Here is a 19,586-nt window from a genome sequence, read left to right as displayed (position 1 = left end):
GGGTCGGGCCAACAAACTCTAGGCAAGGTGTCATTGCCGCGAAAACCGACCCGAACCTGAACACGTCGAGAACCTCGCAACGGCCAGGGCGAGGTGGTTTTTGAACCATCACCAGTCATTGTCCCGAAACCGAGTTGTTGGACGATACCGACGCCGATGATGTTGAACGATCGGCGTCGGTTCACCTCGTCTGACAAAGATTCAATCCCTCACAAGGATTCAATGATGGCGTTGAAAGTCGAGCTGGGACGCATGGCATCCTCAACAAGCTCCTCGTCGGGGTGGTAGTAACCGCCCATGTCAACCGGATTGCCTTGGACCCCGTTGAGCTCGTCAAGGATCTGAGTCTCGCGGGAAGCCAGCTCAGTGGCGACGTCGGAGAATCGGTCGGCAAGCTCGGGATCGTCCTTCTGCGCGGCCAGCTCACCAGCCCAGTACCGGGCCAGCCAGTAGTGGGAGCCACGGTTGTCGATCTGGCCGAGCTTGCGTGCCGGAGAACGGTCGTTCTCCAGGAAAGCGCCAATGGCCTTGTCCAAGGTGGCCGCGAGCACTCCCGCCTTGGTGCCCTCGGTGGTCTGGTCGATGTGCTCGAGGCAGGCTCCCAGGGCACAAAACTCACCCAGAGAGTCCCAACGCAGGTAATTCTCAGCGACAAACTGGGCAACGTGCTTGGGAGCCGAGCCGCCAGCGCCGGTCTCGAACAGGCCACCGCCAGCCAGCAGCGGAACAACCGAGAGCATTTTGGCGCTGGTACCAATTTCGAGAATCGGGAAGAGGTCAGTGAGGTAGTCACGCAGCACATTACCGGTTACTGAGATGGTGTCTTCACCGCGACGCACGCGCTCCAAGGTGAACTTCATGGCCTCGACTGGCGCGAGGATACGAATATCCAGGCCCTTGGTGTCGTGCTCGGGCAGGTAGGCCTTGACCTTCTCGATGACGCGGGCGTCATGAGCGCGATTCTCGTCCAACCAGAACACTGCCGGAGTATTCGTCACACGGGCCCTCTCGACCGCCAGGCGCACCCAGTCGCGCACTGGGATGTCACGCACACGACTCATACGCCAGATATCGCCGGCCTCGACCTGCTGGCTCGTCAGCACCTCATCGCCGGAGCGCACCTCGACACGACCGTCATGGGCGACGGTGAAGGTGGTCGAGTGGGAGCCGTACTCCTCGGCCTTTTGGGCCATCAGACCAACGTTAGGGACATCGCCCATGGTGGCAGGGTCAAGGGCCCCGTTCTGACGACAATCGTCCATGATCGCGGCATACATCGTCGCGTAGCTGCGGTCGGGTATGCAGGCCAAAGTCTCCTGACGTTTGCCCTCGGCATTCCACATACATCCGGAATCACGGACGACGGTCGGCATCGAAGCGTCGATGATGACGAGGTTGCCAGCATGGAGGTTGGTAATGCCGTTGTCCGAATCGACCATAGCCAGGGCAGGTCGAGCGCGGAAAGCGGAGTCGATGGCGGCCTTGACCTTGGCTGCGCGGTCGGCGGGCAGCTTGTCCACACGAGCGTAGAGATCCCCCAGGCCGAGATCCGGGTTGACGCCTACAGAGTCAAGGTCGGCACCGAACTTGTCGAAAACGTCAGCCAGGAAGGTGCGAACCGCATGGCCGAAGAGGACCGGGTCGGACACCTTCATCATGGTGGCCTTGAGGTGGACCGACCACAGCAGGTCCTCCTCCTTGGCCTTGGCCAGGGTGGCGGCATAGAACTCGTCGAGGGCGTCAACCGACATGAAGGTCGCGTCAACGATCTCACCCTCAAGGGTCTTGATTCCGCTGGCAAGGGTGGTCTGTGAGCCATCGGCTCCCACGAGAACCACGTCGAGGTCCTGCCCGCCAGAGACGAAGGACTCCTCGTGGTCAAAGAAATCGCCGTAGTCCATGTGCGCGACGCGGGCTTTGACCTGATCGGTCCATGCGCCCATGCGATGTGGATGAGCTTTGGCGTAGGCCTTGACAGCAGCTGGGGCACGACGGTCGGAGTTGCCCTGACGCAGCACCGGATTGACGGCCGAGCCGAGCACGGTGGCGTATCGGGCGGCGATCTCCTTCTCCTCGCCAGTGGCGGGCTTATCCGGGAAATCGGGCAAGTCATAGCCCTGGGACTGCAACTCAGCAATGGCAGCCTTGAGCTGCGGGATGGACGCGGAGATATTGGGAAGCTTGATGATGTTCGCGTCTGGAGATCCGGTGAGTTCACCGAGCTTGGCCAGGTGATCGGCCACCTTTTGATCCTCGCTCAGACGATCCGGGAACTGAGCCAAGATGCGCCCTGCCAGGGAAATATCCGAGGTCGTGATGTCGATACCTGATTCGTCGAGGAATCCCCGCACGATGGGTAACAGGGAATATGACGCGAGGGCGGGTGCTTCGTCGATCTTGGTCCAGACGATGGTGGGCATTCACGAACTCCTGTGGTCGAGGGAACACCGCAATCCGACCGTCGAAGGACCGGTGCGGCACTGCATCTCACAATAGTGGAGAAAGGGGACAAAACGGCTCGGTCAGCAACGCAACATGGCTGAACACCTCAAGCTGCCCCAATCCGCCCCTTGAAACCTCCCTCCCCTGGACGCCGGGCCGACTACCGTACCGGTCATGTCGGAACCCCACCAGCTCGTTGTCACCTGGACCAGCCCCGACCAGCCGGGACTCGTCCACGCCGTTACCGGGGCGTGTTCTCACATTGGCGGCAACCTCACCGAGTGCCAGCAGTTCACCAGCACCGATACCGGAAACTTCTTCATCCGACTGCAGGTCGAGTCGGTGAGCAGCCGGGCTGATCTAGAATCCGCCGTCGCAGAACAGGCACGCCGGTACCAGGCGAAGTTCCGAATTGACGAGCTGGGACGCCCGGTCCGCACTCTCATCCTTGCTTCCAAGGCACCCCACTGCCTGTCACACCTCTTGTTCAACCGCGCCAACGGCCGATTGCCTATCGACGTCGTCCAAGTGATGGCCAATCATCCTGACCTTGCTGACCTGGCAGAGTTCCACAAGGTGCCCTTCCGGTGGCAAAAGGTCGACAAGGAATCCAAGGGGGCCTTCGAACGGGAGGTGCTGCGCACTGTCAATGACCTTGATGTCGAATTGGTGGTGTTGGCCCGCTATATGCAAATCCTCTCCCCCGAGCTGTGCGAGCAGCTGTCGGGACGCTGTATCAACATTCATCACTCGTTCCTGCCCGGTTTTAAAGGGGCGAATCCTTACCGTCAGGCCCATTCCCGCGGGGTGAAGCTCATTGGCGCGACGGCCCACTTCGTCACCGTCGACCTTGACGAGGGACCCATCCTCGAACAGCGAGTCCAGCGCGTCGATCATTCCCAAACCGTCGCCCAGTTGACGGCAATTGGACAGGACATCGAGTCGGCAACCCTCAACGAAGCCGTGCGTCTCTTCGCCGAACACCGCACCTTCCTGGACGGTATGCGTACCGTCATTTTCAGCTGACGACCCCGACAGCCAGGCAAAACCTTCCAGCTGTGTGAGTCTGCCCAGCTGTGTGAGTTTGTAACGGGAAAATTCTCACCGCCGTCAGTTGTTCTTGGCGAGAATAACTACTCCGGCCCACTTCGCGGGCTGTCCGCGAGTACGCTCGGAGGTATCCAAAGCGTCATCGAGGACTTTCAAGGAGAGATCCATGACCCAGACCCCAGTCAAGATTGCCGTTACCGGTGCTGCCGGCCAGATTTGTTACAGCCTGCTGTTCCGCATCGCCTCCGGCTCACTGCTCGGGGACACTCCCATCGAACTTCGTTTACTCGAAATTACCCCGGCCCTCAAGGCTCTCGAGGGTGTCGTCATGGAGCTTGACGACTGTGCCTTCGGCAACCTGGTGAACATCGAGGTCGGCGACGACCCAAAGAAGGTCTTCGACGGAGTTAACGCCGCCTTCCTCGTCGGTGCCATGCCTCGTAAGGCCGGTATGGAGCGTTCCGACCTGTTGACCAAGAACGGCGCCATCTTCACCGCCCAAGGCAAGGCTCTCAATGAGGTTGCTGCCGACGACGTTCGCGTTCTCGTCACTGGCAACCCTGCCAACACCAATGCCCTGATTGCCGCCACCAACGCGGTCGATATCCCGAACGATCACTTCGCCGCCCTGACCCGCTTGGACCACAACCGCGCCAAGACACAGCTGGCTCGCAAGACCGGCAAGACCGTCAACGACGTGCGCCACATGACCATTTGGGGCAACCACTCCTCCACCCAGTACCCCGACGTCTTCCATGCCGAGGTCGCAGGCCAGAAGGCTGCCGATCTGGTGGACGAGGCGTGGATCGAAAACGAATTCATCCCAACGGTCGCCAAACGCGGCGCAGCCATTATCGACGCCCGCGGTGCCTCCTCCGCTGCCTCCGCCGCGAATGCCACCGTTGAGTGTATGCGTGACTGGATGAACTCCACCCCCGAGGGTGACTGGGTGTCCATGGCCATCCCGTCCGACGGCTCCTACGGAGTACCTGAGGGCCTCATCTCCTCCTTCCCCGTCACCATCAAGGACGGCAAAGTCGACATCGTTCAGGGTCTCGAGATCGACAACTTCTCGCGCGCCAAGATCGACGCCTCCGCCAAAGAACTCGCCGACGAACGCGACGCCGTCAAGGAACTCGGCCTCATCTGATCCTGTGACGTATGGGCCCGGAAACCTTGGTTTCCGGGCCCATTTCAATTGACGGTGTAGCGGGTGGCGATGTGGCTATCGGGCCACCTCTGTCGCGCAGTTACTCTGGAAGAGCGCCTGTTCATGAGTGCGGATATAGGCCGGGATGAATCTGCCGGCTTCCTGATCGGGTGATGTCGGGGGCCAGGTTGCCTGACCCTAACGCTGTGCCACGCCCGTGTTCCTGTCACGCGCTTCATTACTACCCACGGGCATAAGCAACGTCATGCGCAACTACAGTTAGTCATGTGGTAGAGCTGCGAGCATCAGTAGCGAAGCGCAGACGAGGACTGCAAAGACGGCTTGACCACTGATTGAAAGCATGAGTCCCCCCACTAGTGGAGCAATAAACAGGCCAGTTGACCATGTGAGTGAAGCAGCGGACGAAAGTTCCAACTCTCTGCCCTCTGTCGATTCCATGAGCAGCGGATAATAGTGAGCGTCATAGATTGAACTTCCAAAGCTAAACAGAAGTGATATTGCCGCAACTATCACTAGAGATCCAGCTGATTTGCTGAGCATAGGAAAAGCAAATCCAACTACCCCTCCAGCAAGCCAGGTGTATGACACAGATTTAAGACTTGATATATGAGATGAATGAGCAAGTTTTCGACCAATGAAAAATTGTAATATGATTGCGCTTGCCGTTCCTACTAGAATCCAAGTCGTCAAAAACTCTTGGGCATGTGTACCACCTTGATCGGAAACCCACATGGGGAGGGTTGTCTCTCCGAGACCGAATCCGCCCATCACAGCAACCAGCTGGTAGAGTAGAAATCGTGCCTCCTTTGAATTCTTTGGCAGAATACTGCTCGAAGCGGCCAAGCTACGCGGATTGCTCTTGAGAGAAAACCTACTTGCTTCGAGACCAAGGACGACGAAAGTCACCGCATTGAAAAACAGCAGCCATCCGAAGATTCTCGGCCTTTCAGTAGACGCCCAGCTACCCAAGAATCCCCCAATCAAAATCGCAACGTACATACCAAGATATCGAAGTGAGTATATTTTGGTCAGTTGACCCTTATCTACTACCCCTTTTAATAATGGATTCAAACTAGCTTGGACTACACCATTAGCAATCCCGTAGCCATAGAGAGAGGCGCCAAAAACTAAACGTTCTTGATAGAAGATAGCCATTACCACGAAAGAGGCTGCTGCAAGCATCGCCCCTAGAGTTACCTGCCTCTGAATCGGCAAGCGTGATTTAAGCTTTGGCACAAAGGGGTACGCAGAAAGGGCGCCAAGTGCAGGTAAGGCAAGCGCGATAGAAGCGCTACGAGTTCCAAATTCTCGCTGTAAGTAAACGGCGAAGAATGGGACCGTTAGAGCATTACCAAGACTCGATAGGCAGATACATACGACGAGCTGAATATTTGCCTTCGACAGACTCTTTTCGGAACGGACTCTCATCGGCACCCAAGTTGCTTAGTAAACTTGCAAAGCTGACAGGTGCCATTCATCTCATAACGAGCGGACATTCTTCGTGATTCTTCCTATTAATCATGGCCATCTGCTCGGAAAGTGTGAGCCGCTTCACCATGGGCGTGGGCTTGGTCTCGATGGTCTGCGCCTTCTTAGACTCAACTGTCTTGGACATAGCCCTCTCCCCCTTTAGGGTCGCCGAGTTTCGGATTTGGCAACAGTACTCTGGTGGTGATTACCGAGAAAGAAGTATCACATACTGGTATCGGCAGCCATGCAAGATAAGACCTCTTCGCAATTAACGATGTAGGTGGGGTTTGAATCCTCCGGCTTCCAGCAGTGATCTGGTGATGTAGTGGGCAAAACTACGGAACTCTAGTTGTAGTTGCGCATGAGGTTGCTTACGCCTGTGGGGAGTAGCGAGGTGGGTGGCTGGTCTGGTGAGGCGGTGTGGGGTCGATGCTAGGTGTTGTGGATGTTGCCTACACCGATGGTGTGGACCGGTCCAGCTTCCCAACGGTAGGGGCGGGCGTCAAGAAGCTCCTCGGGGCTTGATCCGGTTATACCGTTCAATGGTGCCGTTGCGACTGTGGAGTGTAGGGGCGAATCCGCTGATGGTTGATGGCCTTCATCGACCAGCACGGATGTGACCATGTGCCTATCACGGGCCGTTATCAGTGACTGTGATGATGGCGTCGATACCGTGGACGGCACAAGAAAACCGTCGCACGACCCCACAACCCCTACCAGCATGAAAGCCTTCTGGTCAGCACAGGGTTCGGTGTAGGCCAGCCGGGACAACCCGTCACACATAGGCGTCGCCTACTGTGCCGCAGCTAGGCGTGACAGCCCTGCCGTGGAGACGTCATCCCCCTCCCTCAGGTATCCGGCCACCTTTTTTAATGCCGGGATGGATCATGCGTCCCCGATACCGGGGGGGTGATCCGGGCTGGTGTACGGATCGGTGTGGAGGACACGTCGACGGTGCAGCCCAAAGCCGGCGTAGCCACCGCCCAACCGTGGCCTGAGAAATCCGAATACCGCGATCTGCCAGGTCGATACAGATCAGCCGGGCCGACCACTGTCGTTCCCGCCGCAGCCTAGCGATGGTCTCGACAATCTCAGTAGGGGTTTGATGGGGACACCGGGCAGGCCGACTGGTCCGATCAGCCAGTCCAGCCTCTGGGTGGCAGCGATATTGGTTTCCCGGCTCTTGGTATTTGAGGTGGGGGTGAGCAGCTCAAATATCAAGAGCGGGAAACACAGGAGATCCACCGGCCGCCTAGAACACCTACGCGGCACAGCCCTGGGGTTCCGGAACGTGACCCACTACATCACCCGATCATTGCTGGAAGCCGGAAGATTCACATCCGATCTGCGCCCCCGTTTGTGATGATTCTCTTAATCGTTATGGGCCAATAATGATCGGCGGTCAACCACGATTATCGGAGCTGACCGCCGATACTTAATAGAATGCCTTAGTGTTTTTTGAACGAGAGGGCTTTAAAGTCTTCGGTTTGTTTTTTGATACCGATTTCTGTTGGGAAGCGCTCGATCGATGAAGCCCCGTAAAAGCCGACAATGCCGTCGGTATGATCGAGGATGTACTGGGCATCCTCCGGGTTGGCGATGGGGCCGCCGTGACACAGACACAGAATGTCTGGGTTGATGGACTTGGCAGCATCTGCGAGTTCTTGGACCTTGGCTGCGGCGTCTTCGATGGTGAGCGCAGTCTTTGCGCCTATAGTGCCGGAGGTTGTCAGACCCATATGGGGGACGAGTATGTCGGCACCGGCACGCGCCATGTCCTTAGCCTGGTCAACATCAAAGACGTAGGGTGAGGTGATGAGGTCGAGGTCATGAGCTGCCTTGATCATGTCGATTTCCAAGCCGTAACTCATCCCCGTTTCTTCCAAATTGGCACGGAACGTGCCGTCGATGAGACCTACGGTCGGGAAGTTTTGGACTCCAGCAAATCCGGCTTCTTTGAGTTGGGCTAGGAAACGAGGCATGACTCGGAAGGGGTCAGTGCCGTTGACTCCCGCGAGAACAGGAGTGTGTTTGACGACGGGAAGGACCTCCCGACCCATGTCCATGACGATCTCATTGGCGTCTCCGTAAGCGAGGAGGCCCGAAAGAGATCCGCGGCCGGCCATACGAAACCGGCCTGAGTTGTAAATCACCAGCAGGTCGATGCCGCCGGCCTCGGCGGACTTGGCTGTAATACCGGTTCCAGCTCCACCACCAACAATGGGTGTGCCGTCGGCAACCTGTTTGCGGAACGTGTCCAGAATGTCCCTGCGGTTCATCATGTGTTTTCCTTTCCGATCAGTTCTGAGTTATGAGGTCGTGGAGGGTTTCGGCCATCGCTCTGCCAAAACCAACATCATTGATGTTTTGATCAAGCTCGATAACGTTGACGTGCGTGTTTTTCAGGTCGTCTTTGAGCGCGTTAAACAGAGCTTCGTCGGCGGTCGGGTCGTAGAAGTCAGCCCCGACACTGTCGATACCAGAGACTCCCCGAGCCGGTATGAACACGTATACCGGGCCGTGGGATGCAGCAGCTTTCTTTGCTATACGATGTCCGAGCTCCGCCATTTCGCTGGCGTTGGTTCGCATGAGCGTGACCGTGGGGTTATGCACATGCAATGTGCGTGTTGCGTATCGCTCTGGGACGGTGCTGGGCGGACCGAAGTTGACCATGTCGAGGGCACCAAGACTGACGACTTGAGGGATCCCTGATATACCAGCGGCCTCCAAGCGGTGAGGTCCCGCTGAGAGGACGCCACCACAAAGGTCATCGGCAAGCTCGGTCGTTGTCAGGTCGCAGACCCCCGCAAGAAGACCAGAAGACGCGAGTTTTTCCATCGTCTTTCCCCCCGAGCCAGTAGCGTGAAAGACAAGGACCTCATATCCGAGGTCGGTCAAGGTTTTGCGAGCTTCGTCTGCAGCTGGCGTCGTCAAACCGAACATAGTCAGCCCGATGATGGGCTTGCTGTTAGACGTGCTATGTGCGGTTCTGGTTTTCTCATAGTTAGATGCCATGCTAGAGATGGCGGCTGCAGCATTTGAAAACACCATGCGGGAGACAGAATTAAAGCCTGCCACATCGACCACCGAGTACATGAGAGTGACGTCGGTTTGCCCAACATATGAACTGACATCCCCTGACGCCATCGTTGATACGAGGAGTTTCGGGAATCCAATTGGTAACGCCTGCATCACCGAAGCTGCGACAGACGAGCCTCCCGATCCACCGAGAGATAGCAAGCCGTGGATTGTGCCCTTGTCAGCCAAGGTGGACACGATGACTGAGGCCCCGCGCCCCATGGCGTCCATCATCTCGCCACGGTCACGGCGCTTTCGGAGGTCTTCAGGCGATTCTCCCGCGGCCAAAATAACGTCATCGGATGTGCAATCGGCCATTGGGCTGGTCGAAAACGATCCGACGTCGATGGTGATGACTTGGCAGCCGTTCTCAATGATGAGCCGATGCAGCCGGTCAAACTCGTCTCCTTTAGTGTCCAGGGTTCCCAGCAGAGCAATTGTGGCCATGAGCACTCCTTCGTGATCGTGCACCCAAGACGCTAGCTCGGTGACTCTGGCGGTGATAGGCCACTTAGACCCAATTGGCCTGAGAGCTATGACGTTGCGCACTCAAAAGAGTGATACTTTGGTTGTGGTCGTCAGAGTTGACCCTGCTGGTCTGAGTCGAATGTTGGGGGATTGGAGCCAGCCTGCCCAAGCGCTCCCAGAATCATTAGCAAGCGCGCTATTGGACCTGATTGATGCCGGTTTTTTACCAGCTGGAGCGATATTGCCATCTCAACGGACATGTGCCGCCACTTTTCAAGTATCGCGACAAACCGTGGCGGAGGCATTCGGAATTCTCGAAGCCGCCGGTCACATCGCCGCATTGGTCGGGTCTGGAACAAGGGTGAGGTCCGGACGCGCGGCGGTGACCACGGACGGCAGGCTGTCTTCGTTCAGTGACACTACCTCAAAGATGATTGATCTATCGACCGGGGCGCTACCTGCTTCCTCTATAGCGCGGAAAGTATTGGCTGAAGCACCGGTCGGTATGGACGAGTATTTTGATACTGACGGTTATTTCCCGGCAGGGTTGCCCGTGCTACGTGAGGTTATTGCTAACCGACTTACTCAGGATGGCCTACCAACTACGCCTCAACAAGTGATGGTTACCAATGGGGCGCAGCACGCGTGTCATCTGGCCACACAGCTTTTAGTTTCCCCTGGGGATACGGTGCTCGTAGAAGAACCGACTTATCGTGGTGAGCTGGAAGAACTGCGGTTAGCCGGTGCGCGAGTGGAGACAGTCCCGTTGACAGCTACAACTGTCGATCCTGACTTGTTAGAGAGAGGTTTAGCGCGTGGCCCGGCCATGCTTCATTGCCAGACCACGATCCACAATCCGACGGGGCTGACGATGTCCTCCGATCATAGAATCGCACTCGCGTCACTGGTTGATCGTTACGGCGTTCCAGTAGTGGAGGACTGTTGTTCCTACGACCTAACTAGATCAGGGATCCCTGCGCCAATGTTGGCGCGACAGGCGAGTGATGATCTCGTGATCACTCTTGGAACATTGTCGAAACTATTCTGGGGAGGTTTAAGGATAGGGTGGTTACGAGCTAGCCCGACTCGAGTGCGGCAACTAGTTGAACGTCGAAAAGCTGACGACCTCGCAAGTCCTATATCAACGCAGTTGGTTGCAGTAAGCCTTATGGGATATGTGGAAGATGCACGTCGAGAACGCCGAGAATTACTTCGGGTGGGTCGTGAAGTGACGTGTCGAACTGTCAGCGATCTCTTTCCATCGTGGACATGGTTTAGACCGCAGGACGGTACCGGGTTGTGGGTCGATACTCATACTGACTCCCAAGCCCTTGCTGAGGCCGCTAAACGACTGGGAATTCGACTGGCGCCCGGTCCTGGGTATTCAGCCTACGACGGACAAAGGACGATGTTACGGCTGCCTGTCTGGCATGAGCCGGAAGAGATCGTGAACGCGCTAAGAATGCTGCAACGGGTGGCAGTGGGACGGTGATTCGGTGGAGTCGCCTAGTTGTAGTTGCGCATGACGTTGTTTACGCCTGTGGGGAGTAGCGAGGTGGCTGGTCTGGTGAGGCGGTGTGGGGTCGATGCTAGGTGTTGTGGATGTTGCCTACACCGATGGTGTGGACCGGTCCAGCTTCCCAACGGTAGGGGCGGGCGTCAAGAAGCTCCTCGGGGCTTGATCCGGTTATACCGTTCAATGGTGCCGTTGCGACTACGGAGCCTGGAGGCGGATCTGTGAGTGTGGCCTCCATCGACCAGCACGGATGTGACCATGTAGCTGGTGTAACACGGGCCGTTGTCAGTGACTGTGATGATGGCGTCGATACCGTGGACGGCACAAGAAAAACCGTCGCACGACCCCACAACCCCTACCAGCATGAAAACCATCTGGTCGGCACAGGGTTCGGTGTAGGCCAGCCGGGACAACCCGTCACACATAGGCGTCGCCTACTGTGCCGCAGCTAGGCGTGACAGCCCTGCCGTGGAGACGTCATCCCCCTCCCTCAGGTATCCGGCCACCTTTTTTAATGCCGGGATGGATCATGCGTCCCCGATACCGGGGGGGTGATCCGGGCTGGTGTACGGATCGGTGTGGAGGACACGTCGACGGTGCAGCCCAAAGCCGGCGTAGCCACCGCCCAACCGTGGCCTGAGAAATCCGAATACCGCGATCTGCCAGGTCGATACAGATCAGCCGGGCCGACCACTGTCGTTCCCGCCGCAGCCTAGCGATGGTCTCGACAATCTCAGTAGGGGTTTGATGGGGACACCGGGCAGGCCGACTGGTCCGATCAGCCAGTCCAGCCTCTGGGTGGCAGCGATATTGGTTTCCCGGCTCTTGGTATTTGAGGTGGGGGTGAGCAGCTCTCGGTGATCGCTTGGGGGAAAGGGGGCGAGGCCTCCGATAATTGGTTATGACACAACTAGCCAATCGGAAAGCCTCGACGTGTGTGAGTCTAACGCGTGCGCGTGCACTGGTTGTACCTCGTTTTATTGCACCCGGTGTGATCGGCTGGTCAGCCTTGAAGGTTTCCATGTCATTGAGATCAGCCAGCCACATAACGACCAAGGAGTATCTCTACAGGTGGTCATCAAGTCGCCACCGCATAGGCGGGGTGTCCTACCTGTGGGGGTCACTGCACACAGTCGAGGCCGACGCAGTGTCAGACTGGTCGATATACCCTGTTACGGTCGGCCGGTAGAGCTGGTGTGGCGTAAACGAACTTGGCGGTGTGTCGATCCAGCCTGCCCGGTAGGCTCGTTGACCGAACAAGACAATAACCTCGCCCGTCTATGATCTGTACTAACTACTCGGGCATGCTGGTGGGCGATTGGCCAGCTGGCACGTGAGAATGCCTCACTCAGGGGTCTAGCCCGTCAACTCGGCACCCCATGGCGCACCGTGTGGTCGTCGATCAAGCCACTGTTGGAAGCTGCAGCCGATGACGAGTCTCGCTTCGATGGTGTGACCATCCTTGGTGTTGATGAGCACATCTGGCACCACCGTGATCCACGCCGCAAAGGCCCGAAGGAACTAACCGGAATGGTCAACCTGACCCCGAACCAGCACAAACACCTACGAGCCCTGCTGCTAGACCTGGTTCCCGGCCGCTCTGGCAAGGCTTACCGGGACTGGCTTAGCCAACGCGGTCACGCGTTCTGTGCTGGTGTCAAGATCGCGACACTCGACTCGTTCTAGGGGATACACCAACGCTATTGACGATCAACTCAAAGACGCCACCTGCGTGCTGGATGCCTTCCATATCGTCAAACTCGCCACCGGTGCCCTTGATGAGGTCAGACGGCGAATCCAGGGACTGTCGGTCATCGGGGACGCAAAGGCGACCCGTTATATGGGATCCGTAACCTTGTGCGTGCTGGCCGGCAACGACTGACCCCACGCCAACGCATACGCTTAGCAGAAGCGTTTGCTGCGCACCGGGACCACATTTCACTCGAGGTCGCCTACCAGTGTGCCCAAGATATTCCAGACGTGTTCGGCCAACCCACACCCGCTCAGGGGCGCCGCCTTGCACAACGGTTGATCGATTCACTGCCTGCCTGCCCGATCCCCGAGATTGCCAGACTCGGTAGAACGCTACGGCGCTGGAAGACAGCATTCCTACCCTATTTCGACACCAACAGTGCTAGTACCGGCAGCACCCAAACCACCAACGGGATCATCGAACTCGGCCGCCGTATCGCCACAGGATTCCGTAACCGGCACAACTACCGCCTCCGCATACTCCTCAACGGCGGAGGACTCAACATAACCACCCCCACCTAAAGTACGAAGAGCCGGTTAACCCATGTACTTTCGGTAACCCAACTGATACCCAACTCGAAGCCCACCATGGGCGATCGGACGGGTTCGGCAACGCTCAACCAGGCGTCCGGTCAAAAGTGGGTTACGGTGATTACTCACCGGCAGGCTCCCTAATCAGGCGGTTATTTTCAAACTACTATCCTAACGGGGCCTGCCCCCTCTCCAGCAGCGTCAAAAACCCCATGAACCGCAACAGGAACCATCGGTGTACGCCGCGAGACTTCTATTGATATAGTGACATCTTGTCATTGTGCGCGCGAAGGGTAGACATGAGCAGGTTTTTAAAAGACGCTATTCGCAGCTATGTCTATTGGATTGGAATTTCGTGGGGTGTTTTCTATATCCCTGCAACTGCTCTAGCGACAGCGGGTACGCTACTTATGGTGATTCCACTGTGGGGAACGTTTCTTACCGGAATAGTACTTCTCATCGTTGACCCACCATCGAAATGGGAAAAGCCAGTAGCGCTTTCGGTCCTTGCGCGACTAATGGCCACGGCGCTAGCGGCGTTACTGCTTTTTGCGTACAGCAACTTCACGCGAGAGGGGACCCAGATATTTGTGGGTGACTGGCGCGAAAATATCGCGTTCTGTGGCGGATCTTGGCTGATCTATATTGTTGCGGTTGGAATTGCGACCGTAGCATACAATTCCAACCACAAGAGTGAAGAAGGCACTATCTAGTAAATAAATTCAGCAAGCGCATCGCAAGCCGCTTGTTTAACAGACTGAGATATCTCCGCCTCTGAGTACCCTGTCGCACCATCGTAGCCGTCTGTGAGCACACCAACATATCTATTATCCAGGTTGCCATCTATCTCTGAATAGAACTTTTTCTTAGCAGATTCAAGATCATTTGCACCGACGCTTTCTGAAATTCTCTTAAACCGTCGTGATAGTACTACGGGATTGTAGTAGTATCCGCGCATAGTCTGCGAAAGAAGATGTGTATTGATGTTAACAGCGTCCTCTAGGATAGCTGCGAACGAAATAGCATCGCCGTCACTACAAAGGTCGGAGTAGTTGCAGTTATTCCGTAGTACATCGGGTAATTTCAAACCTTGAAGCCCCTCATGGGATTTATAATCATCTCCCTGGCCTACAAGGGCTTTCGCGATTTCTGATGGATCTGAGTTTGGGTTCATATCAACTATTTTCTGAATGTAGCCTAACGCCGATGCTAAATCTCCAGCCCAACCTGTCCATTTATCTGCAACTAATGGATTCATGTTTACGTAGCCGAGTGTTGTAACTGTCATATGCGCAACATCAACACTGCCTCCATATGGATCTTGCCATAATTCCGGTTCATCATCAATCCACTTGTTCAAAGCGGCGATAATTTCAGAAGCGATGGGATCTGACTCAAGACGTGAAGCGTCAGCTTTCCGGGAAGGTTCAACTGACAGCGCCCAGCGCACCCCGTCCTTAAGATAAGATTTCGCCAAGTGATTGAGGATACAGTGCCACGTGGGTACTCGTAGTCGTTTGATGGTTCCTTCTTCTGCAGGTCTAGTATCGGTGCCGAATCCGTAATCCGCGTAGATGCTGCGCATTTCGTCAAATCTATTTTCAAGGGCTTCAATAAGGTCAATAAGTGAGATTGACGAGTATTCAGCTGCAGCTTTTTTGACAGTTGATACAGCCGAAACTCTTCCCGAGTAAGCGACTCGGTCGAGATCCCACTTCTCTCGGTATCCGCTGATTTCGTGGAATTGGTCGAAGGCCCAATTGTCTGGGATTGGAAAGCCGAGGTTGCCTGAGAATCCCGTGGACATGTCGGACACGAACGACGCAACCGAGTATCCTCCTTGAGCTATGCGTGTGCAAATATTGCGTGAGGCGTATATGCCGACCCGATATCCACCTCCTAAATTCTCAGAGACTGCTCGGAAGTAAGGGATCATATTGCTATCGATTTCAGGATCTGTAGCGTCATAGTCGACCGCAAAATAGATCACCGTTGAAGGAATTCCAAGACGCTGGGCTGTCGCTTGGGCTTCTTTTGCGTGACGCGCACCGGTTTCCGGTGTGAAATACCTTAATTTGGTTGAGTATTCTTGGAAAATAGGAAAGTATTTCAACCCATGACGAACGATTCGCTCCAACTCACCGGTGCGTAGCGCTTTGAAATAGTCATCTTCCAGCAAGCTTTCCTGTCCAGGTTCAGACAAGTACCGTCCTACGATCTGATAGCCATCAGCTTTCAGATGCTCAGCAAGCTCATCGGTGATCTCAAACCGGGTGTCACAGGCTATACAGGCACGGTTCGGGTCTCCTTTAAAGGTGAGTAGGCTCATCCAGGTAGTCGGATCAGCAGCTCCTGTGACGGGGATGGCATATGCCGATTGGAAACGTCGTAGGAGAGTGGCAAGCGCGTCATTCCATGTTGACACCGGTTCGGTAGAGTATCCGTTGCATAGTAGTGCCACGCTGGCAAGCCATACCCACTCACTGGTACCGCTACTAATGGTTTGCAGGCGGGACCTGGTTCCATCGCCGAAATTACCGGTCGCTTCAGCCGGGGTGAATCCTTCGATAGCTTGTAGGACTTGGATCAGGGCTGTGCTCATTTCACGTCCATACAAACCGTCAGTCGGAATTATACCCGTGTAGCGTTTTTATCTGCGGTTAATTGTCTGTTGGGCGGTGCGGATCGCTGTTTTTCCGCCATAAGCAGACAATAGTTTAAACTGCTTCATGGATAGTAACGCCATCATCAGTTCAAGGTCAATCGTTGAACTCGTCTCTCTCAAGCCGATGTCTTGTTTGAGCTGAATAATAGAATCAGCCACGTTGTCGGTGAATTGTGCCGTAATTCCACCATATTCCGCTGGGTATCCTTTACACCATAGGGCACCTTGAATAATTCCGTAAATGTTATTGTTTGTGTCCCTTTTTGTGATACCGTTTGGCCAACGGCTTTTGAAACGCGATTGCGTACCCTCACCGAAGTTATTCGCGGTATCGGTGATCCCCAGCTCGATCTGCAGGGCACGAATCAACCCGTAGATGGTGTCCCATCCCGTCTGGCCGGTCTCTTCTACTGATCCGAACCCGCTATTGTCTTTATAGGTATCGTTCAACCATTACTGTGTTTTCAATACCATTTGATCTGCCATGATTCCTCCTTGTAGAAACAAATAGTTGTTTAATGGCAGGCGACCACTTGCCACGAAGAGGCTCATAATCAGTGGGGTGTCAAGCCCGTCATACTTACCCCTCACCCATTCGCTCTTGACACGCTCTGGAGTGGTCTAGGAATTAGGTCCAGTCGACTTAGGTGTTGACTGTGTTCTTTTCTTCCATTGTTTAGCGTACTCGTTGGGGGCTTGGTAGCCCAGCGAGGAGTGAGGATGGTGGTTGTTGAACCGGTGTGACCATTGACTAACCAGGAGCCTGGCGCAGGCCAGAAGGCTGCCGATCTGGTGGACGAGGCGTGGATCGAAAACGAATTCATCCCAACGGTCGCCAAACGCGGCGCAGCCATTATCGACGCCCGCGGTGCCTCCTCCGCTGCCTCCGCCGCGAATGCCACCGTTGAGTGTATGCGTGACTGGATGAACTCCACCCCCGAGGGTGACTGGGTGTCCATGGCCATCCCGTCCGACGGCTCCTACGGAGTACCTGAGGGCCTCATCTCCTCCTTCCCCGTCACCATCAAAAACGGCAAAGTCGACATCGTTCAGGGTCTCGAGATCGACGACTTCTCGCGCGCCAAGATCGACGCCTCCGCCAAGGAACTCGGCCTCATCTGATCCTGTGACGAATGGGCCCGGAAACCAAGGTTTCCGGGCCCGTTTTGCGTGTCATGACACCTGTTTGAGGGCATTGTGTGACGATTGCCGTCCTCCTGACAGTTGTACACAAGTCTGCAGTGGCTGACACTATTAGCTGTAGTTACGCATGACGTTGCTTACGCCTGCGGGGAGTAACGAGGCGGGTGGCTGGTCTCGGCGGGCGGTGTGGGGCCGATAATCACGATGACATACCTGCCGGCTGTAGCGGTGTTGGACCACACGTGTTCGCCCAGCCCCGATCGCAGTGACGCCATCGAGGCGAGTTGGATCGTTAATCAGTAGGCGGCGGCCGACGGCCATTTACGGTGTTCCAGGCCACTCCCAGCACCGCCACACCATCAACCACCCCACACTCTCGTTTGTGATGAGCCGCACAAGTGTGCAGTGGTTTACACCATTAGCAGTGTGTGCATTTCTGCTTGCAACCCTGATATAACGCGGTTTTAGAAGCCTCTTGACCTCAAGATAGCGGTGATAAATCCCACACGTTACCTTTGTTTCGTCATGCACATCGGTGCACACGCAGGTTTACCTCAGCTGCACTTCGGGCCTGTTCTTCGTTTAGCCCTAGACGAACAAGATTCGTCATTCTTATGGTCGCTACATCAGATGTCCTGAGGTCCACCGCAAAGAGGCGGATCTCCCCCAGGAATCCGCACCCGAAGGAGCCAGCAATTATGACCATCACAGCTAACCGCCCCGTCACCGAACCTAACGTCGAGGAACTCGAGGGAGTCTTCAATGACGTGAACTCAGCGGTGGGCGTGGCCCGTAGAGCCTTCATCGCTTTCTCGGAATGCTCCCTAGCACAACGTCGCGCCTTTGTCGACGCCGTCCGTGCGGCTGCAAGCCAGCAGGAGCGGCTGGAGTACATGGGTGCCGCAGCCGTCGAGGAAACCAAGATGGGAAATGCTCATCACAAGGTGCTCAAGAATCTCTACGCCGCCACTCGCACCCCGGGAGTCGAGGACCTCGTCATGGAGGCTCATCAAGGTGACGACGGGCTGACCACCCTCGAGTACTCCCCCTACGGAGTCATCGGCGCCATCACCCCGACAACCAACCCCACCGAAACCATCATTTGCAACACGATCGGAATGCTCTCGGCAGGTAACACCGTCGTCTTCAGCCCCCATCCCAGGGCTCGACTCCTCAGCACCTGGCTGGTCGACATCCTCAACCGCGCGATGATAGCGGCCGGTGCCCCCGCCAACCTCATCACCCTTATCGCAAAACCGACTCCCGAGACGACCAAGCAGCTCATCAGTCACCCGGACATCGCGATGTTGGTAGCCACCGGCGGCCCACAGATTGTCAACATGGTGCTGTCGAGCGGCAAGAAAGCCATCGGCGCGGGATCGGGTAACCCGCCCGTCGTCGTCGACGAAACCGCCAACATCGCCAAAGCGGCAGCTGACATAGTGCAGGGAGCCAGCTTCGACAACAACCTACCGTGCACCGCTGAGAAGGAGATGATCGTCGTCGCCTCCGTGCTGCCGGAGTTCATGGCCGCACTGAAAGCCAATGGCGCCCAAGTCATCAGTGATCCGGAGGATCTTGCACAATTGCGATCTCTGCTGCTCAACCGGTCTGGCACGAAGCCCAACACCGCTTGGGTTGGCCAAGACGCTCAGAAGATTCTGCGTGCCGCCGGTATCGAACCCGAACAAGATACCCGGCTCATCACCATGGTCACCGACCCGCTGGACCCCTTCGTCCAAGTCGAAATGCTCATGCCGGTCGTCCCGGTGGTACCCGTCACTGATTACCTCACCGCCATTGATCTGGCAGTGGAGCTAGAACACGGGAACCGTCACACCGCGATCATGCACTCCCGGGATGTCTCACGGCTCGACCTTATGGCTCGACGCATTCAGACGACGATTTTCGTCAAGAACGGGCCATCATTTGCCGGTATCGGCATCAATGGGGAGGGATTTGCGACCTTTACCATCGCCGGACCGACCGGAGAGGGGCTGACCTCTGCCCGCAGCTTCGCCCGTCGGCGTCGTTGCGTCCTCGACGCACACTGAGCCGAGCTATATACCCGAGGTCTTATGCAGTTGCGCCAAATATTACGCACCTGCGCCAGGTTTACACGGTGCAGGTGCGCGATCCTGGCGTAACACCGGCAACGGCCCAGCTAAAACGACATCTGAGCGTCAACACTCAGCGCAACTACCGCACGACAACCGATATCCGCCAGACGACTCAGACACCGGGAAATGGTTTCCAAAGACACCGAACAGGGCTGCGGACTGCCCGAATCGTCACCTGGT

17 protein-coding genes and 2 pseudogenes are annotated in these 19,586 nt (G+C 56.2%); 9 read left to right on the top strand and 10 right to left on the bottom strand.

The window, feature by feature from the left end; genetic code table 11:
• Positions 1–209 precede the first annotated feature (209 nt).
• Positions 210–2,420 (bottom strand): NADP-dependent isocitrate dehydrogenase, encoded by a 2,211-nt coding sequence (locus tag Q4B98_RS09305; RefSeq protein ID WP_303196967.1) that lies wholly within the window; start codon positions 2,418–2,420, stop codon positions 210–212.
• A gap of 196 nt (positions 2,421–2,616) precedes the next feature.
• Here Q4B98_RS09305 and Q4B98_RS09300 point away from each other — a divergent pair, with 196 nt between their 5' ends.
• Both Q4B98_RS09300 and Q4B98_RS09295 read left to right on the top strand, forming a co-directional pair.
• Positions 2,617–3,468, top strand: a complete 852-nt coding sequence (locus tag Q4B98_RS09300) for a formyltetrahydrofolate deformylase (RefSeq protein ID WP_303196966.1) — start codon at positions 2,617–2,619, stop codon at positions 3,466–3,468.
• Between the two features lie 190 nt (positions 3,469–3,658).
• Positions 3,659–4,642 carry a malate dehydrogenase gene (locus tag Q4B98_RS09295; protein WP_303196965.1) on the top strand — a complete coding sequence of 328 codons (984 nt, stop codon included), beginning with the start codon at positions 3,659–3,661 and terminating at the stop codon, positions 4,640–4,642.
• A gap of 279 nt (positions 4,643–4,921) precedes the next feature.
• Here Q4B98_RS09295 and Q4B98_RS09290 read toward each other — a convergent pair whose 3' ends face one another.
• The 5 genes and pseudogenes from Q4B98_RS09290 to Q4B98_RS09275 form a co-directional block, all read right to left on the bottom strand.
• A complete protein-coding gene (locus Q4B98_RS09290; RefSeq protein ID WP_303197011.1) occupies positions 4,922–6,091 on the bottom strand; it encodes an MFS transporter in 1,170 nt (389 codons plus the stop codon).
• A 46-nt stretch (positions 6,092–6,137) separates the two neighbouring features.
• Positions 6,138–6,278, bottom strand: a complete 141-nt coding sequence (locus Q4B98_RS09285) for a hypothetical protein (RefSeq protein ID WP_303196963.1) — start codon at positions 6,276–6,278, stop codon at positions 6,138–6,140.
• Between the two features lie 690 nt (positions 6,279–6,968).
• Positions 6,969–7,289, bottom strand: a pseudogene (locus Q4B98_RS10645) (helix-turn-helix domain-containing protein); the annotation flags it as partial.
• A gap of 292 nt (positions 7,290–7,581) precedes the next feature.
• Complete coding sequence (locus tag Q4B98_RS09280) at positions 7,582–8,415, bottom strand: phosphoenolpyruvate hydrolase family protein (protein ID WP_303196962.1); 834 nt, start codon at positions 8,413–8,415, stop codon at positions 7,582–7,584.
• Between the two features lie 16 nt (positions 8,416–8,431).
• On the bottom strand, positions 8,432–9,658 hold the full coding sequence (locus Q4B98_RS09275; protein ID WP_303196959.1) for a Tm-1-like ATP-binding domain-containing protein: 1,227 nt from the start codon (positions 9,656–9,658) through the stop codon (positions 8,432–8,434).
• 88 nt (positions 9,659–9,746) lie between these two features.
• Between Q4B98_RS09275 and Q4B98_RS09270 the strand changes: the two genes are divergently transcribed.
• Positions 9,747–11,171, top strand: coding sequence for a PLP-dependent aminotransferase family protein (locus Q4B98_RS09270; RefSeq protein WP_368492342.1), 1,425 nt, complete (start codon positions 9,747–9,749; stop codon positions 11,169–11,171).
• A 501-nt stretch (positions 11,172–11,672) separates the two neighbouring features.
• On the opposite strand, the gene Q4B98_RS10640 is transcribed toward Q4B98_RS09270, so the two are convergent.
• Entirely contained in the window at positions 11,673–12,218 is a 546-nt protein-coding gene (locus tag Q4B98_RS10640) for a helix-turn-helix domain-containing protein (RefSeq protein ID WP_368492344.1), read from the bottom strand.
• Between the two features lie 366 nt (positions 12,219–12,584).
• Here Q4B98_RS10640 and Q4B98_RS09265 point away from each other — a divergent pair, with 366 nt between their 5' ends.
• From Q4B98_RS09265 to Q4B98_RS09255, 4 genes are all read left to right on the top strand, one after another.
• Positions 12,585–12,881, top strand: a complete 297-nt coding sequence (locus Q4B98_RS09265; RefSeq protein WP_303196957.1) for a hypothetical protein — start codon at positions 12,585–12,587, stop codon at positions 12,879–12,881.
• Positions 12,850–13,077: a transposase gene (locus tag Q4B98_RS09260; protein ID WP_303196956.1), complete on the top strand. Its 228-nt coding sequence runs from the start codon at positions 12,850–12,852 to the stop codon at positions 13,075–13,077. Before Q4B98_RS09265 ends, Q4B98_RS09260 begins: the two co-directional genes overlap by 32 nt.
• Positions 13,053–13,469: a transposase gene (locus Q4B98_RS10635; RefSeq protein ID WP_368492341.1), complete on the top strand. Its 417-nt coding sequence runs from the start codon at positions 13,053–13,055 to the stop codon at positions 13,467–13,469. The genes Q4B98_RS09260 and Q4B98_RS10635 overlap by 25 nt, the downstream gene beginning before the upstream one ends.
• 308 nt (positions 13,470–13,777) lie before the next feature.
• Positions 13,778–14,191 carry a hypothetical protein gene (locus tag Q4B98_RS09255; RefSeq protein ID WP_303196954.1) on the top strand — a complete coding sequence of 138 codons (414 nt, stop codon included), beginning with the start codon at positions 13,778–13,780 and terminating at the stop codon, positions 14,189–14,191.
• On the opposite strand, the gene Q4B98_RS09250 is transcribed toward Q4B98_RS09255, so the two are convergent.
• The 3 genes from Q4B98_RS09250 to Q4B98_RS10630 all read right to left on the bottom strand — a co-directional run bounded on the left by Q4B98_RS09250 (position 14,188) and on the right by Q4B98_RS10630 (position 16,902).
• Positions 14,188–16,080, bottom strand: a complete 1,893-nt coding sequence (locus Q4B98_RS09250) for a glycoside hydrolase domain-containing protein (RefSeq protein WP_303196953.1) — start codon at positions 16,078–16,080, stop codon at positions 14,188–14,190. The genes Q4B98_RS09255 and Q4B98_RS09250 overlap by 4 nt on opposite strands.
• Positions 16,081–16,128: 48 nt before the next feature.
• A complete protein-coding gene (locus tag Q4B98_RS09245; RefSeq protein WP_303196952.1) occupies positions 16,129–16,593 on the bottom strand; it encodes a hypothetical protein in 465 nt (154 codons plus the stop codon).
• 171 nt (positions 16,594–16,764) lie between these two features.
• Positions 16,765–16,902 (bottom strand): hypothetical protein, encoded by a 138-nt coding sequence (locus Q4B98_RS10630; RefSeq protein WP_368492343.1) that lies wholly within the window; start codon positions 16,900–16,902, stop codon positions 16,765–16,767.
• Between the two features lie 9 nt (positions 16,903–16,911).
• Here Q4B98_RS10630 and Q4B98_RS09240 point away from each other — a divergent pair.
• Positions 16,912–17,265: pseudogene (locus Q4B98_RS09240) on the top strand (malate dehydrogenase); the annotation flags it as partial.
• 719 nt (positions 17,266–17,984) lie between these two features.
• Complete coding sequence (locus tag Q4B98_RS09235) at positions 17,985–19,340, top strand: aldehyde dehydrogenase family protein (protein ID WP_303196950.1); 1,356 nt, start codon at positions 17,985–17,987, stop codon at positions 19,338–19,340.
• Positions 19,341–19,586: the final 246 nt, after the last annotated feature.

Source organism: Cutibacterium sp. (assembly GCF_030525615.1).
In the GTDB taxonomy this organism is placed as follows: Bacteria; Actinomycetota; Actinomycetes; order Propionibacteriales; family Propionibacteriaceae; genus Cutibacterium.
Note: the sequence above shows the minus strand (reverse complement) of the source record. Positions and strands in the feature narration are given on the sequence as shown.

Bases quoted from the DNA above. Each gene is read 5' to 3' on its own strand.
- Q4B98_RS09305 (WP_303196967.1), bottom strand. From the start codon at position 2,420: ATGCCCACCATCGTCTGGACCAAGATCGACGAAGCACCCGCCCTCGCG.
- Q4B98_RS09300 (WP_303196966.1), top strand. From the start codon at position 2,617: ATGTCGGAACCCCACCAGCTCGTTGTCACCTGGACCAGCCCCGACCAG.
- Q4B98_RS09295 (WP_303196965.1), top strand. From the start codon at position 3,659: ATGACCCAGACCCCAGTCAAGATTGCCGTTACCGGTGCTGCCGGCCAG.
- Q4B98_RS09290 (WP_303197011.1), bottom strand. From the start codon at position 6,091: ATGAGAGTCCGTTCCGAAAAGAGTCTGTCGAAGGCAAATATTCAGCTC.
- Q4B98_RS09285 (WP_303196963.1), bottom strand. From the start codon at position 6,278: ATGTCCAAGACAGTTGAGTCTAAGAAGGCGCAGACCATCGAGACCAAG.
- Q4B98_RS09280 (WP_303196962.1), bottom strand. From the start codon at position 8,415: ATGATGAACCGCAGGGACATTCTGGACACGTTCCGCAAACAGGTTGCC.
- Q4B98_RS09275 (WP_303196959.1), bottom strand. From the start codon at position 9,658: ATGGCCACAATTGCTCTGCTGGGAACCCTGGACACTAAAGGAGACGAG.
- Q4B98_RS09270 (WP_368492342.1), top strand. From the start codon at position 9,747: ATGACGTTGCGCACTCAAAAGAGTGATACTTTGGTTGTGGTCGTCAGA.
- Q4B98_RS10640 (WP_368492344.1), bottom strand. From the start codon at position 12,218: ATGGAAACCTTCAAGGCTGACCAGCCGATCACACCGGGTGCAATAAAA.
- Q4B98_RS09255 (WP_303196954.1), top strand. From the start codon at position 13,778: ATGAGCAGGTTTTTAAAAGACGCTATTCGCAGCTATGTCTATTGGATT.
- Q4B98_RS09250 (WP_303196953.1), bottom strand. From the start codon at position 16,080: ATGAGCACAGCCCTGATCCAAGTCCTACAAGCTATCGAAGGATTCACC.
- Q4B98_RS09235 (WP_303196950.1), top strand. From the start codon at position 17,985: ATGACCATCACAGCTAACCGCCCCGTCACCGAACCTAACGTCGAGGAA.